We start from the raw sequence: 14,048 nt of genomic DNA on the forward strand, positions 1-14,048 counted from the left end.
TTATTTCTCTCTGGGTGAAGCGTTTTCGACACGGCTTTTTAACTTCTGTCCGGGTCTGAAGGTCACCACACGCCGGGCTGTAATGGGAATATCTTCCCCCGTTTTCGGGTTACGTCCCGGGCGTTGGTTCTTATCACGCAAATCGAAGTTGCCAAACCCGGAGAGTTTTACCTGTTCTCCGTTTTCCAGAGCACGACGGATCTCTTCGAAAAACAACTCTACCAGTTCTTTGGCATCCCGCTTGCTAAGCCCAAGCTTATCAAACAGATATTCTGACATTTCAGCTTTTGTAAGCGCCATAGGTTCAATCCCTCAATGATGCCTGGAATCGCTCTCTTAATGCCTCTACACATTTGGCAACGGTAGCGGCAATCTCCTCTTCTTCGAGTGTACGGCTGGTATCCTGAAGGATCAGGCTAATCGCAAGGCTCTTAAAGCCTTCCGCCACACCCTTACCACGGTACACGTCAAATAAGTTTACGCCAACTACCTGATTTACGCCAACTTTCTTACATTCGGCCAAAACATCGGCTGCAGGGACGTTTTCCGCGACCAGTACCGCGATATCGCGACGGTTCGCCGGGAAGCGAGAAATTTCGCGCGCCTGAGGCACCACGCGGTCTGCAAGCTTGTTCCACTCGATTTCGAACACCAGAGTGCGGCCGTTAAGATCCAGTTTACGTTCCAGTTCCGGATGAACAACCCCAATGAAACCAATGCGTTCACCTTTCAGATAAATCGCCGCGGATTGTCCCGGATGCAGTGCGGTAGCCGCTTCTGCGCGGAATTCGATATCGGCTAATTTACCGGTCAGATCAAGAACAGATTCCAGATCGCCTTTTAAATCATAGAAATCGACGGTTTCTTTTGCCAGGTTCCAGTGTTCTTCGTAGCGGTTACCGCTAATCACCCCGGCCAGCATCACATCCTGACGAATGCCCAGCGGCGCCTGCGTATCCGGCACGAAGCGCAGACCGCTCTCAAAGATGCGCACGCGGCTCTGTTGACGGTTCTGGTTGTAGACGACGGTGCCCAACAGACCGGTCCACAGCGACAGGCGCATCGCCGACATTTCGCTGGAAATCGGGCTTGGCAGAATCAGCGCCTCTTCACCGGCGTGGATTAGCTGCTGTACTTTCGGGTCAACGAAGCTGTAGGTAATGACCTCCTGATAACCTTTGTCGTTCAGCAGCGTTTTCACGCGCTTCAGCGACAGATCCGCTTCACGGTGGGTTCCCATAATCAGACCCGCCTGTACCGGCTCGTCAGGAATGTTGTTGTAGCCGTAGACGCGGGCCACTTCTTCAACCAGGTCTTCTTCGATCTCCATATCGAAACGCCAGCTTGGCGCAACGGCCTGCCACTGGTCCTGACCAACGGTCACTTCGCAACCCAGGCGCTGCAGAATGTCGCTAACCTGCGCGTCATCGATATGATGGCCAATCAGGCGATCCAGCTTGCTGCGGCGCAGGGTGATGGTGGCGCGTTTTGGCAGCGTCTCTTCGTTGGTTACATCGATAATCGGGCCGGCTTCACCGCCGCACAGGTCGATCAGCAGACGGGTCGCACGCTCCAGCGCTTTATACTGCAGAGCTGGATCGACGCCGCGCTCGTAGCGATGGGATGCATCGGTGTGCAGGCCATGACGGCGCGCGCGACCGGTGATAGACAGCGGGCTGAAGAACGCGCATTCCAACAGCACGTTCTGGGTTTCATCGTTAACGCCGGAATGTTCGCCGCCGAAGATACCACCCATCGCCAGCGCTTTCTTATGGTCAGCAATAACCAGCGTATCGCTATCGAGCTTAGCTTCAGAGCCGTCCAGCAGCACCAGCGTTTCGCCCTCTTTCGCCATCCGCACCACGATACCGCCGTCAATGCGGTCGCGGTCAAAGGCATGCATCGGCTGGCCCAGTTCAAGCAGCACGTAGTTGGTCACGTCAACCACCGCATCGATGGAACGGATACCGCAGCGGCGCAGTTTTTCTTTCATCCACAGCGGGGTCGGCGCTTTGACGTTGATGCCTTTCACCACGCGGCCCAGATAACGCGGGCACGCCTGCGGCGCCTCAACCTGAATCGGCAGCACGTCGTCAATGGTCGCGGCAACCGGAGTGATTTCCGGCGCGTTCAGCGGCGCTTTGTTCAGCACAGCGACATCGCGCGCCACGCCGATAATACCCAGGCAGTCGGCGCGGTTTGGCGTAACGCTGATTTCGATGGTGTTGTCGTCAAGCTTGAGGTATTCGCGAATGTCGGTACCAATCGGCGCATCGGCCGGCAGTTCGATGATACCGCTATGATCGTCGGAAATACCCAGCTCGGAGAAAGAGCACAGCATCCCTTCTGACGGTTCACCGCGCAGTTTCGCCGCTTTAATTTTAAAATCGCCCGGCAGTACGGCGCCAATGGTCGCGACGGCCACCTTCAGGCCCTGACGGCAGTTTGGCGCGCCGCAGACGATGTCCAGCAGACGCTCGCCGCCGACATTGACTTTAGTAACGCGCAGTTTGTCAGCATTCGGATGCTGGCCGCACTCGACCACTTCACCGACGACCACGCCGTTGAAGCTACCGGCCACCGGCTCAACGCCGTCAACTTCCAGGCCCGCCATGGTAATCTGATCGGACAGCGCTTCGCTGTCGATCGCCGGGTTAACCCATTCGCGTAACCACAGTTCACTGAATTTCATTGTTCTGTCCTGCCCTTATTTAAACTGTTTGAGGAAACGCAGATCGTTTTCGAAGAATGCGCGCAAATCGGTCACGCCATAACGCAGCATGGTCAGACGCTCCATGCCCATGCCGAAGGCGAAGCCGGAGTAAACTTCCGGATCGATGCCGACGTTACGCAGTACGTTCGGGTGCACCATGCCGCAGCCCAGCACTTCCAGCCATTTACCGTTTTTACCCATCACGTCAACTTCTGCAGACGGCTCGGTGAACGGGAAGTAGGACGGACGGAAGCGTACCTGCAGATCTTCTTCGAAGAAGTTATTCAGGAAATCGTGCAGGGTACCTTTCAGATTGGTGAAGCTGATGTTCTTATCAACAATCAGACCTTCCATCTGATGGAACATCGGGGTGTGGGTCTGATCGTAATCGTTACGATAGACGCGGCCCGGCGCGATAATACGAATTGGCGGCTGCTGGTTTTCCATGGTGCGGATCTGTACGCCAGAAGTCTGAGTACGCAGCAGACGGGTCGCATCGAACCAGAAGGTATCATGGTCGGCGCGAGCCGGATGGTGACCCGGAATGTTCAGCGCATCGAAGTTATGATAGTCATCTTCGATTTCCGGGCCAGTCGCCACGGTGAAGCCGAGTTCGCCGAAGAAGTTTTCGATACGATCGATGGTGCGGGTAACCGGATGTAAACCGCCGTTTTCGATGCGGCGACCCGGCAGCGAGACGTCGATGGTCTCTGCCGCCAGACGGGCATTGAGCGCGGCGCCTTCCAGCTCAGCCTTACGCGCGTTCAGCGCCTGCTGCACCTGCTCTTTCGCTTCGTTAATGACCGCACCCGCTGCCGGGCGCTCTTCCGGCGGCAACTCACGCAGGGTGGTCATTTGCAGGGTCAGATGCCCTTTTTTGCCCAGATATTCAACGCGGACGTTGTCCAGCGCGGCAACATCTGATGCCTCGTTAATGGCTGCCTTGGCACTGGCAACCAGCTCTGCGAGATGTGACATGGTTTTCCTCATTATGTCGGTGCAGACACCGGTTTTAGTGAAATAAATATCCCGAATCTATATACGAAAAAAGCCTCCACAGGGGAGGCTTTCTGGCGCTGTTTTCCGTTTCTTCTTTCACGCGCTAGCCTCCTGAGTTCAGGTGCTAAAGTAAAAAAAGAAGCGGAAAATAGCAGCATTCATGCTTGCATTACCTTGTCTGGTAAGAAATGTCAGACCTGTATTGAAAAGCCTGCACGGATAAAAGTCAATGTATTGATAGTGTTGAAACGAAAAGAGGGAGACAAGCTCCCTCTTTCAACTGGCTTATGCCAGAGCTGCTTTCGCTTTTTCGACCAGAGCGGTGAACGCTAATTTGTCGAATACGGCGATGTCAGCCAGGATCTTACGGTCGATTTCAACAGAGGCTTTTTTCAGGCCGTTGATGAATTTGCTGTAAGAAATACCGTTCTGACGTGCTGCTGCGTTGATACGCGCAATCCACAGTTGGCGGAACTGACGCTTTTTCTGACGACGGTCACGATAAGCGTACTGACCAGCTTTGATAACAGCCTGGAAGGCAACGCGGTATACGCGAGAACGCGCACCGTAGTAACCTTTAGCTTGTTTCAAAATTTTCTTGTGACGTGCACGGGCAACTACACCACGTTTTACGCGAGCCATATGTGCTCTCCTGTATCTATTCTAATTAAAAAGTTAAAAGGGTTAACGACTTATGCGTACGGCAGGCACGCGATTACCAGGCCCAGATCGCCTTTGGAAACCATGGCTTTCGGACGCAGGTGACGTTTACGCTTGGTAGCTTTTTTGGTCAGAATGTGACGCAGGTTAGCGTGCTTGTGCTTAAAACCACCTTTACCGGTTTTTTTGAAGCGCTTTGCAGCACCGCGTACGGTCTTAATTTTTGGCATTTTAATAACTTCCACTTCGCATTGTTAATAAACGAAACAAAGGCGAACAAACCAGTGAGCCGAAGCCCACCGGAATGTTACTTGATGGCCTTACTGTTTCTTCTTCGGAGCGAGCACCATGATCATCTGGCGGCCTTCGATCTTCGTTGGGAAGGATTCGACTACTGCCAGTTCAACCAGATCGTCTTTCACGCGATTAAGCACTTCCATACCGATCTGTTGGTGGGCCATCTCACGACCGCGGAAACGCAGCGTGATCTTGGCCTTATCGCCATCTTCGAGAAAGCGAATCAGGCTGCGGAGTTTTACCTGATAGTCACCTTCATCAGTACCAGGGCGGAATTTAATTTCCTTAACCTGGATAACTTTCTGCTTCTTCTTCTGTTCCTTAGAAGACTTACTCTTTTCATAAAGGAACTTGCCGTAGTCCATGATACGACAAACTGGCGGTTCGGCGTTAGGGCTGATTTCAACTAAATCTACTCCAGCCTCTTCAGCCTTTTCGATAGCTTCTCTCAGACTCACAATACCCAGCTGCTCACCTTCCAGACCAGTTAAGCGAACTTCCTGGGCGCGAATCTCGCCATTAATACGATTCGGACGTGCCGTTTGAACTCGTTTTCCGCCTTTAATACCTTATTCCTCCAGTTGTTGAAGACTGCGGCTGCGAATCTCTTGTTGCAGCTTCTCGATCACTTCATTTACGTCCATGCTGCCGAGGTCTTTACCGCGACGGGTACGCACGGCCACTTTGCCGGCTTCGACTTCTTTGTCGCCACAGACCAACATATACGGGACACGACGTAAAGTGTGCTCGCGGATTTTAAAGCCAATCTTCTCATTTCTCAAGTCCGCTTTTACGCGAATGCCCGCATTTTGTAGTTTACGCGTCAATTCGTTAACGTATTCAGACTGAGAATCAGTAATATTCATGACCACTACCTGCACTGGCGCAAGCCAGGTTGGGAAGAAGCCAGCGAACTCTTCGGTCAGGATGCCGATGAAGCGCTCCAGCGAGCCGAGAATCGCGCGGTGAATCATTACTGGTACCTGACGCTCGTTGTTTTCGCCAACATAAGAGGCGCTTAAACGCTGCGGCAGGGAGAAGTCCAGCTGTACAGTACCGCACTGCCATGCACGATCGAGGCAGTCATACAGGGTAAATTCAATTTTCGGGCCGTAGAACGCCCCTTCGCCCAATTGATATTCAAATGGGATATTGTTTTCTTCCAGCGCCACCGCCAGATCCGCTTCCGCGCGATCCCAGGTCTCATCGCTACCGATACGTTTTTCCGGGCGAGTAGACAGCTTGACGACGATTTTCTCGAAGCCAAAGGTGCTGTACATATCATAAACCATACGAATACAGGCGTTTACTTCATCGCGAACCTGATCTTCAGTACAGAAGATATGCGCATCATCCTGAGTAAAGCCACGAACGCGCATCAGGCCATGCAGCGCGCCCGACGGTTCATTACGGTGGCAGCTACCGAATTCAGCCATACGCAGCGGCAGATCGCGGTAAGATTTCAACCCCTGGTTGAAGATCTGCACGTGACCCGGGCAGTTCATCGGCTTAATGCAGTATTCACGGTTCTCGGAAGAGGTGGTGAACATCGCATCTTTGTAGTTGTCCCAGTGGCCGGTTTTTTCCCACAGCACACGGTCCATCATGAACGGGCCTTTGACTTCCTGATACTGATACTCTTTCAGTTTCGAACGAACGAAAGTTTCCAGTTCACGGAAGATAGTCCAGCCATCATTGTGCCAGAACACCATACCCGGCGCTTCTTCCTGCATATGATACAGGTCAAGCTGTTTACCAATTTTACGGTGATCGCGCTTAGCGGCTTCTTCCAGACGCTGCAGGTAGGCGTTCAGCGCTTTTTTATCTGCCCAGGCGGTGCCGTAGATACGCTGCAACATTTTATTGTTGCTGTCTCCACGCCAGTACGCGCCAGCGGTTTTCATCAGTTTGAAGTGATGGCAGAAACGCATATTCGGTACGTGCGGACCGCGGCACATATCGATATATTCTTCGTGATGATACAAGCCTGGCTTGTCATCATGGCCGATGTTTTCGTCAAGAATAGAAACTTTATAGGGTTCGCCGCGCTTCACGAAGGTTTCACGCGCTTCGTGCCAGCTGACTTTCTTCTTGATGACATCGTAGTTTTTCTCGGCGAGCTCGTGCATACGTTTTTCGAGCGCGTCGATGTCTTCCTGAGTCAGGGTGTGGTCCAGATCGACATCATAGTAAAAACCGTTGTCGACAACCGGGCCAATGGCCATTTTAGTGTTCGGCCACAGCTGTTTGATCGCATGACCTAACAGGTGAGCGCAGGAGTGACGAATGATCTCCAGGCCGTCTTCATCTTTTGCGGTGATAATAGAAAGCGTGGAGTCAGTTTCGATCGGGTCGCAGGCGTCAACCAGCTCACCGTTTACACGTCCGGCGATGGTGGCTTTCGCCAGGCCTGGACCGATATCCAGAGCGACATCCATCGGGCTAACTGCATGGTCGAAATGGCGTTGGCTGCCATCAGGAAGCGTAATTACAGGCATTTTATGTCCTTATTTGCAGTGGTGCCCCGCACGAAAGAGCACATACAAAACTAAATAAATTAACTATATCATCAGGTTAGATGGCTTTATTTGCTTCACTCTGCAAACTGTGTACATCAGGATGTAAACTTCCTAAATGTACCTACCTTCGCCTGCTGATAACGAGCCTCAATAGTACACGCCCTTGATAAATTGTAAAAGCGCGGTAATGGCATTAACTGCACACTTTTATTGTGGACTTTATATATGAGTCCTTATTACCTCATTTCAACCCCTCTTCCCTCTTCTATACTTTCATTCTGACCACTGGAGGTTGATATGTGCGGACGCTTTTCCCAGTCAATGACCCGTGAAGATTATCTTTCCTGTCTTGTCGATGAAGCCGATCGCGACATCCCATACGACCCGGAACCTATTGGCCGGTACAACGTCTCGCCCGGCACCAAAGTTTTGCTTCTGAGCGAACGCGACGAACAACTGCATATCGATCCAGTTTTCTGGGGTTATGCCCAGGAGGTGGGATAAAACACCGCTGGTTAAGCACGTATCGAAACTGCAGACACTGGAACTGTCACCAAAAACAGCAAGGGAATAGATGAGGCAAAGTATTGAAGGGAAAGAGGCGGAGGAAATAGCTGCGGACGGTACTGCGCCCGCAGATAAGTTTATCTGGCATTCAGTGACGCGCGCCGCGGGTAATGTGAAGTGCCCCGACCTGAATTGATCGAGCCTATTGCTCACCATTGATTTTAAAACGTATTAATTGCATAAGGCTCCATGTTTACAGGGCTGCGTTCAATTTGACCAAAATTAATGCAATACCAGCAAGCATTGACAAACAGTACAATAAGTTTTTATTTATTTAAATCAACACATACATATGAATTACCATCGGTAATATTTCCTTCATTATCTGTATGAAACTCTTTTGCAACAGTCCCTAACTTCTCATCATGTGGAAGGTAAATGGCCAATGTGTCTGCTGCTGCAACTTTATCAACCTGCCCCTTCTGTCTGGTACTGTACATTAACATAGTAATATTTTTATCCTTAACCTCTCGTTGGCCTGAGTAAAAATAAAACAAACCTTCCTCAGTTTTTCCGCTCGTCGCCAAGGTGTTTTTTTGCACATTACCACTACTGTCTTGTATAAAACTGATTATTGGCTGAGCTTTTGTAGTATCAGCACCCTGTTCTATGCAAGATAAAGTGGCCGCCCCAGCTAAGCCTGCCTGGAGAACAAAAAGACTGGCAACTATTAATCTTGATGCATTAACCATAATGATTTTCCTATTATTTCTTACTATAGCTGTCTACCCACCCGGTAGAACCAATATGATGATATTCTAGGATATCACCTTTAAAAGTGATGTAGTTCTGGTCATTGCTAATGATTTTATACTTACACCCTCTGACATGCTCTGCTATTTCATAAACACTAGTAAACCCATCGTTTGCTCGCAGTGCATATCTGAAGCGATTACTAAAATCATCATTATATACAATCATCGTTCCTGTAAAGTATTTGACATTTACAGGTCTATATTCACCGATTACATTTCTGACCTTATTGCATTGAGACACAGCACTTGTCGTTGAATGTAATTTATTTTCAGAACTTACATTAGGCGAGAACAGAACCATACCTAATGATAAAGTCACTACCATGCATACTGCCGCAAACCGTTCAATATTTGCTCTTTTATGCATGTTATTCCCCTTAGCGAAAGGATTCTAATAATCTTCCAATAGTATATTATATAAGTTGTAAGTGAAATCCAGTTTTATCGAACCGGGAGTTTTTCAAGATGGTCGTGAAGCTCCATTATGGTCGGTTCAATATAAGCTATTGAGGCGACACATGCTCAGAGTATACTTTTCCAGGAATTCGATTTTCCGCTTGCGAAGGGAAATATTTATATATCGTCTTTACTCCAACACCGATAACATCAGCCACCTGCTGCCGGGTCGCCCCATTCCCCAGCAATTTTTGGCATCGTTCCAAGACCTACGGGGTCATTACCCGGCGGCGCCCTCCAACTCTCCCCTGTTCTCTTGCCGCGGCTAACCCTGCCCGGGTACGTTCAACTATCAGCTCCCTTTCCATCTCTGCGAGAGCGCTCATGACGTGAAAGAAAAAGCGTCCTGCCGGCGTACTGGTATCAATACTGTCGGTCAGGCTGCGAAAATGAATTCCTCGATCCTGCAGCTCTGATACCAACGTGATGAGATCTCGCACACTACGACCAAGGCGATCGAGTTTCCAGACAACCAGTGAATCTCCGGGCCGAAGGCGGCGAATAGCTTTTCTTAAACCAGGTCGTCTGGCGTTCTTCCCACTGGCGGTATCTTCGAAAATTAGCTCACATTCTGCGCGAACCAGTGCATTTTTCTGTAAATCGAGGTTTTGATCGCCGGTAGACACCCGCGCGTAGCCAATCAGCATTATGCAACCCTTTGAAATAGCTGATTGTAAATTGTGAGAATTGTTCGCGTAAACCTGGGTTCAAGCGAAGGGACAACTTTAGTCGTTGAGAATGAGGCGACCGTCGCCCAGTTATTCGCGCTTCATGTCATCGCCGAGTGTTTTCTCTTTTGGCGTAATACCAGGCCTTTTGACGCTCGCTGACGACTACTCCGTGCTTTGCCTCCACCTCAGCAAAGTATTCAACTAAGCGCTGAGGTAGCGACTCAACCGGGTCAATTGCGTAATGCGGATTCTTCCACCAGGAAAAGAAGAAGAACTTACAGTCGAGCGCGGATAGTGGCTTACCCTGCAGCAAGGCTTTTTCTGCCGTCTGGCAGTAATCGAAGAAGTAACCCGCCCGGCCTTCCGCTGTGCTCTCGATAGTAGCGAAGCAGCCTGTCGATACCGCCTCAAACGCACCAGTGACGATTTCACGGGCTTTGTCAGGATACTTGGCGCATATATTCCCGAACTCGGAAACATGCAGATAGCGCAGCGTACCGCCACAAAACGACGTGCTGACGTATAGCGAGCCGCCTTTCTTAAAAACGAGTTCGCCAGACGAATCGTTGCTGTCTGGGTTAGCCGCCTTTATCTCCGCCGGCAGTTTGTCGTATGCATACTTCACCTTTTCCTGAAACAGGCGCTTTGCATCATTCAGTGTGTGGGTAATCAATGCGCACATCGCCGATTCAAACAACGCCGCAATCTTATTCCTGAGCGTCGGGTTCATCTCTGCTCCTGCTTCGTCGGTTGTCTTCGTGTATTTTGAAATACAAATTCGTCAGGTACGTAAGTACGGCAATGACAATGCCCGCCAGCACGCCGATGGCATTCCACTGCTCGGGGCTGTAGGCATTAAGCATGCCATTCAGGATGCTCCCGGCTGAAGCGCCATAAGCAGCACCAGTGGTTATCTTTTCCATGCGATACATACTCTCACCTTGCGTAGTTAGCGGGTGCTGTATGTTTGAAAGGATGAGGACCGTCGGGTTGATTTATCAACAATGCTCGTCGCAGATGATTCCCGCGGTCCTGAAAATAAAAAAGGCCACGCAAAAGCGCAGCCTGGTTGGAGATGGAGTGTATTATTCAGTGTAAGGCTGACATGAAAAATTTATGACACCCATTTTTTCGCTATACATGGTGAGAGGCACAGGAAAACTATCCATTTGAATAAATAACGCGTACTTTTCGCCATGGGTAACCCGACCAAACATCAGAGTATCTTTTCCATTTGAATCGTCAAATCGATCAACATAACGGAAGACTGCACCGCTGATCGTCACTATCTGAGATGTACCATTTACCAGTGCAGAGATTTTGGTACCAGCCTTTGTACTGCATTCTAACCTAACTAGTGGATTAACATCTTGAGTGGGGTCCAGACCAGAACTACCCGCCGCTGATTGAGTCACGTATTTTCCTTTAGCTTCCGATATACGCTCATCTAAAGTTTTCTGAACGCACCCACTTGCAGAAAGTACAGCAAAGAACACAAATAAAACTCTAAAAATCACAAAAAATCACCAAATATGAAAACAAATATATATTTTTTCATATTTAATTAATTTCAACCAGAAACTATAAGAGTTATATCGTAGATGGCCCTTGCAACACGGTATTATAGTTTCATTCAGTACATCTCTACCCAAGAGCCCTGCCCGGATCGCAGGCATAAAAAAGCCCAGCACGATGGCGAGGCTTGGTGTTCTGATAGATCAAACGCAAATATGGGACAGAATCGTCTACCGGGGCGGGGTCAGCCCAATTCCCGCTTAAACCACACGGTTAATTAACCGATAAATTACCTGAAATGAAGAGATAAATACCACCACCGCTAAAAAGCGAAATGAAAGAATCATCCGTTATAGTGAGAATTCATACCCGGCAGGAAATAACAGGAATCAGGCCGGTTGCCCGGCCTGAAAATTACATTTTATAACCGAGCGATAAGGTGGTGCGGCGGTCGGTATGCTCCGGCGCCGAAGCCGGCGGCTGCGAGTTCCACGTCAGGTTATAGGCGACACGCAGCGCAAAGTGGGCGTTGATTGCCACATTTAATGCGCTTTCCGAGTTCAGCGTCGTGTCTTCAGCGCCGAATACCGAAACACCTTGAGTAAATTTGGCGTTATCGGTCATCTGCCATGCCCAGGTGCCGGAGGCGTACCCCAGCGGCTGAGTTTCGTTATCGCCATCGGTATACTCGTCGTAACGCACACCCGGACCAAATTCAAAACGCAGGCTGTGAACCGGGCCGTTGAGGATCTGGCGACCATAACCGGCCGTCAGTACATCGCGCTGTTGATAGCCGTTGTAGCGATCGGTCAGCCAGCTGGCCTGGCCAAATACATAGTTCATATCGGTCAGGTTATAACGACTACGGCCGCCCACGGCATATTTCTCCGAAGAGCGTTGATCGTTAGAGGACGTGTTGCTCGCATTGCCCCACAGTGACCAGGCCGTGGTATCGCCGTACCAGGTCAACGTGGAGTCAGCGGTCATTGAGGAGCTTTTCGTGTTGCCGGACTGAGCGAGATAACCCGCATTCACAGCACCTTCGAAAGGTTTTTTGGCAGTGGAAGGGTCATCCATGACGGTAAAAACGGAATCATCGGCCAGTGCGTTTACAGACGCAAAAAGCCCCCCCGCCAGCAATGCCGCTGCGGGTACTGTCTTCAAAAGCTTCATTATAACTCTCTAAAATACATATCTTCAGGACAGTACAAATGATGAATGGACCAGCGATCCCTTCATTTAATTTAGAGTCCGTACAACATTTAAGGAGACCAGGCAGGTCCCGGAAACTTTCGCGAGGCGCGCTGAATGCGAGTCCTAAGAAAGGCGCTTGATTATAAAAAAGCACGAATAACTTAGCAATCAGTTACTATTTCGTTTTTTGAATAAGACGGTTCCCAAAACAATCTTTATTTCATAAAGATAAAAACCCAGACATCTTTGTAAATCCATCGTCCGCCCCGCTTCCCCTCACTCCATTTCAGTGCCATGCTTAAAAAAGCAGCTTTATTCGTATTAAGGAGGAACAGGATGACCAAAATTTATACGCTCACGCTGGCCCCATCACTCGATAGCGCAACGCTGACACCGCAAATATACCCTGAAGGCAAGTTACGCTGTAGCGCACCGGTATTCGAACCCGGAGGCGGCGGGATCAACGTCGCCCGGGCCATTACCTTTCTGGGCGGTAAAGCGACGGCGATTTTCCCGGTTGGGGGCGCCACCGGCGAGCATCTTACCGCCCTGATGGCTGATGAGCAGGTCCCGGTCGAAACAATAGAAACCCGCGACTGGACGCGGCAGAACTTACATGTGCATGTCGATGCCAGCGGCGAACAATATCGCTTTGTCATGCCCGGCGCGGCGCTAACCGAAGATGAGTTCCGTCGCCTGGAAGAGAAAGTACTCGCGATTGAGCCCGGTTCTCTGCTGGTTATCAGCGGCAGTCTGCCGCCCGGAATCAGCGTCGAACATCTGACTCAACTGGTAAAAAACGCGCAGCAGCACGGGCTACGTTGCATCATCGACAGCTCCGGCGATGCGCTGGCCGCCGCGCTGGATGTCGGCAACATCGAGCTGGTCAAACCGAACCAGAAAGAGCTTAGCGCGCTGGTACAGCGCGACCTCAGCCAACCTGACGACGTGCGTAATGCCGCGCTGGAACTAATCCGCTCCGGAAAAGTACGCCGGGTTGTGGTTTCGCTGGGTCCGCAGGGGGCGCTGGGAGTTGATGCCACCGGCAGCGTACAGGTGGTGCCGCCACCGATGAAAAGCCAGAGCACCGTTGGCGCGGGTGACAGTATGGTCGGCGCAATGACGCTACGTCTGGCGGAACATGCCTCGCTTGAGGATATGGTCCGCTTTGGCGTTGCCGCCGGTAGCGCCGCCACGATTAACCACGGCACCCGCCTGTGTTCATTAACCAACACGCAGAAAATCTACGATTACCTTTGTGGCCGCTAGTCTCGACCCCCTTCACCCGGGTGAAGGGGGTCAATTCGCTACCATGGTCTATGCTAGAAATTCCATGCATAACAACAGAGTGAAAAATGAGCAACGATATTACCGCGCACGTGATCACCGTTAAGTTCCAGGAACAAGCGCTGACTGAGATTAACGAGCTCAGCAATCATTTCATTCGCGCAGGCTTCGTCCTGACGCTCAACGACGATGATGGCAAAACCCATGATTTAGGTACCAACACATTTGGCCTGCTGAGCGCGCAAAGCCCCGAAGACGTTCGGGCATTAAGCGCAGGTCTCGCGGAAGCCGCTTTAGGCAGGCCGGCAGAGATCGCCATCACCACATTTAGCGAATGGTTAAAAGCTCAATAAGTGCGATCGCCATCGTGGAAGACGTCAGTTGTGCGTTAGCTCGAACTTTACGGCCAGGTTAT

At 50.6% G+C, this 14,048-nt stretch carries 15 protein-coding genes, 3 pseudogenes and 1 other annotated feature; of the genes and pseudogenes, 3 read left to right on the top strand and 15 right to left on the bottom strand.

The genetic code is table 11. The features are described from left to right. From ihfA to thrS, 8 genes are all read right to left on the bottom strand, one after another. Positions 1-300 carry an integration host factor subunit alpha gene (gene ihfA / locus ABLV07_RS15205; protein ID WP_015367042.1) on the bottom strand — a complete coding sequence of 100 codons (300 nt, stop codon included), beginning with the start codon at positions 298-300 and terminating at the stop codon, positions 1-3. 4 nt (positions 301-304) lie between these two features. Beyond that, the gene (gene pheT, locus ABLV07_RS15210) at positions 305-2,692 is read right to left on the bottom strand and encodes a phenylalanine--tRNA ligase subunit beta (RefSeq protein ID WP_032711430.1); all 2,388 of its coding nucleotides are present in this window, start codon (positions 2,690-2,692) and stop codon (positions 305-307) included. A gap of 15 nt (positions 2,693-2,707) precedes the next feature. Beyond that, positions 2,708-3,691 carry a phenylalanine--tRNA ligase subunit alpha gene (pheS, locus tag ABLV07_RS15215; RefSeq protein WP_015367044.1) on the bottom strand — a complete coding sequence of 328 codons (984 nt, stop codon included), beginning with the start codon at positions 3,689-3,691 and terminating at the stop codon, positions 2,708-2,710. A 63-nt stretch (positions 3,692-3,754) separates the two neighbouring features. Then, positions 3,755-3,879, bottom strand: a sequence feature (Phe leader region). After that, positions 3,830-3,874 (bottom strand): pheST operon leader peptide PheM, encoded by a 45-nt coding sequence (pheM, locus tag ABLV07_RS15220; RefSeq protein WP_001386830.1) that lies wholly within the window; start codon positions 3,872-3,874, stop codon positions 3,830-3,832. It overlaps the preceding feature by 45 nt. Before the next feature lie 118 nt (positions 3,880-3,997). Continuing rightward, positions 3,998-4,354 carry a 50S ribosomal protein L20 gene (gene rplT, locus ABLV07_RS15225; protein ID WP_004102963.1) on the bottom strand — a complete coding sequence of 119 codons (357 nt, stop codon included), beginning with the start codon at positions 4,352-4,354 and terminating at the stop codon, positions 3,998-4,000. 50 nt (positions 4,355-4,404) lie between these two features. Next, positions 4,405-4,602 carry a 50S ribosomal protein L35 gene (gene rpmI, locus ABLV07_RS15230; protein WP_001124225.1) on the bottom strand — a complete coding sequence of 66 codons (198 nt, stop codon included), beginning with the start codon at positions 4,600-4,602 and terminating at the stop codon, positions 4,405-4,407. A 90-nt stretch (positions 4,603-4,692) separates the two neighbouring features. After that, a complete protein-coding gene (infC, locus tag ABLV07_RS15235; protein WP_004189469.1) occupies positions 4,693-5,235 on the bottom strand; it encodes a translation initiation factor IF-3 in 543 nt (180 codons plus the stop codon). 3 nt (positions 5,236-5,238) lie between these two features. Beyond that, positions 5,239-7,167, bottom strand: a complete 1,929-nt coding sequence (thrS, locus tag ABLV07_RS15240; protein ID WP_015367045.1) for a threonine--tRNA ligase — start codon at positions 7,165-7,167, stop codon at positions 5,239-5,241. 318 nt (positions 7,168-7,485) lie between these two features. Between thrS and ABLV07_RS15245 the strand changes: the two are divergent. Beyond that, positions 7,486-7,914: pseudogene (locus ABLV07_RS15245) on the top strand (SOS response-associated peptidase family protein). 107 nt (positions 7,915-8,021) lie between these two features. Here ABLV07_RS15245 and ABLV07_RS15250 read toward each other — a convergent pair. From ABLV07_RS15250 to ABLV07_RS15280, 7 genes and pseudogenes are all read right to left on the bottom strand, one after another. Further along, on the bottom strand, positions 8,022-8,447 hold the full coding sequence (locus ABLV07_RS15250) for a hypothetical protein (protein WP_045367434.1): 426 nt from the start codon (positions 8,445-8,447) through the stop codon (positions 8,022-8,024). Positions 8,448-8,460: 13 nt separating this feature from the next. Continuing rightward, on the bottom strand, positions 8,461-8,877 hold the full coding sequence (locus tag ABLV07_RS15255) for a hypothetical protein (protein ID WP_047739865.1): 417 nt from the start codon (positions 8,875-8,877) through the stop codon (positions 8,461-8,463). Positions 8,878-9,013: 136 nt separating this feature from the next. Beyond that, positions 9,014-9,613: pseudogene (locus tag ABLV07_RS15260) on the bottom strand (recombinase family protein). Positions 9,614-9,727: 114 nt separating this feature from the next. After that, positions 9,728-10,340: pseudogene (locus ABLV07_RS15265) on the bottom strand (terminase); the annotation flags it as partial. 4 nt (positions 10,341-10,344) lie between these two features. Beyond that, positions 10,345-10,569: a class II holin family protein gene (locus ABLV07_RS15270; protein WP_047739866.1), complete on the bottom strand. Its 225-nt coding sequence runs from the start codon at positions 10,567-10,569 to the stop codon at positions 10,345-10,347. Between the two features lie 153 nt (positions 10,570-10,722). Further along, on the bottom strand, positions 10,723-11,052 hold the full coding sequence (locus ABLV07_RS15275) for a hypothetical protein (RefSeq protein WP_047739867.1): 330 nt from the start codon (positions 11,050-11,052) through the stop codon (positions 10,723-10,725). Between the two features lie 514 nt (positions 11,053-11,566). After that, positions 11,567-12,325, bottom strand: coding sequence for a YdiY family protein (locus ABLV07_RS15280; protein WP_015705111.1), 759 nt, complete (start codon positions 12,323-12,325; stop codon positions 11,567-11,569). 357 nt (positions 12,326-12,682) lie between these two features. Between ABLV07_RS15280 and pfkB the strand changes: the two genes are divergently transcribed. After that, on the top strand, positions 12,683-13,615 hold the full coding sequence (gene pfkB, locus ABLV07_RS15285; RefSeq protein ID WP_020079097.1) for a 6-phosphofructokinase II: 933 nt from the start codon (positions 12,683-12,685) through the stop codon (positions 13,613-13,615). Between the two features lie 86 nt (positions 13,616-13,701). Beyond that, the gene (gene ghoS / locus ABLV07_RS15290) at positions 13,702-13,986 is read left to right on the top strand and encodes a type V toxin-antitoxin system endoribonuclease antitoxin GhoS (protein WP_015367048.1); all 285 of its coding nucleotides are present in this window, start codon (positions 13,702-13,704) and stop codon (positions 13,984-13,986) included. Positions 13,987-14,048: the final 62 nt, after the last annotated feature.

This window comes from Klebsiella sp. CN_Kp097 (genome assembly GCF_040064495.1).
GTDB lineage: Bacteria > Pseudomonadota > Gammaproteobacteria > Enterobacterales > Enterobacteriaceae > Klebsiella > Klebsiella aerogenes.

Bases quoted from the DNA above. Each gene is read 5' to 3' on its own strand.
- ihfA (WP_015367042.1), bottom strand. From the start codon at position 300: ATGGCGCTTACAAAAGCTGAAATGTCAGAATATCTGTTTGATAAGCTT.
- pheT (WP_032711430.1), bottom strand. From the start codon at position 2,692: ATGAAATTCAGTGAACTGTGGTTACGCGAATGGGTTAACCCGGCGATC.
- pheS (WP_015367044.1), bottom strand. From the start codon at position 3,691: ATGTCACATCTCGCAGAGCTGGTTGCCAGTGCCAAGGCAGCCATTAAC.
- rplT (WP_004102963.1), bottom strand. From the start codon at position 4,354: ATGGCTCGCGTAAAACGTGGTGTAGTTGCCCGTGCACGTCACAAGAAA.
- rpmI (WP_001124225.1), bottom strand. From the start codon at position 4,602: ATGCCAAAAATTAAGACCGTACGCGGTGCTGCAAAGCGCTTCAAAAAA.
- thrS (WP_015367045.1), bottom strand. From the start codon at position 7,167: ATGCCTGTAATTACGCTTCCTGATGGCAGCCAACGCCATTTCGACCAT.
- ABLV07_RS15250 (WP_045367434.1), bottom strand. From the start codon at position 8,447: ATGGTTAATGCATCAAGATTAATAGTTGCCAGTCTTTTTGTTCTCCAG.
- ABLV07_RS15255 (WP_047739865.1), bottom strand. From the start codon at position 8,877: ATGCATAAAAGAGCAAATATTGAACGGTTTGCGGCAGTATGCATGGTA.
- ABLV07_RS15270 (WP_047739866.1), bottom strand. From the start codon at position 10,569: ATGTATCGCATGGAAAAGATAACCACTGGTGCTGCTTATGGCGCTTCA.
- ABLV07_RS15280 (WP_015705111.1), bottom strand. From the start codon at position 12,325: ATGAAGCTTTTGAAGACAGTACCCGCAGCGGCATTGCTGGCGGGGGGG.
- pfkB (WP_020079097.1), top strand. From the start codon at position 12,683: ATGACCAAAATTTATACGCTCACGCTGGCCCCATCACTCGATAGCGCA.
- ghoS (WP_015367048.1), top strand. From the start codon at position 13,702: ATGAGCAACGATATTACCGCGCACGTGATCACCGTTAAGTTCCAGGAA.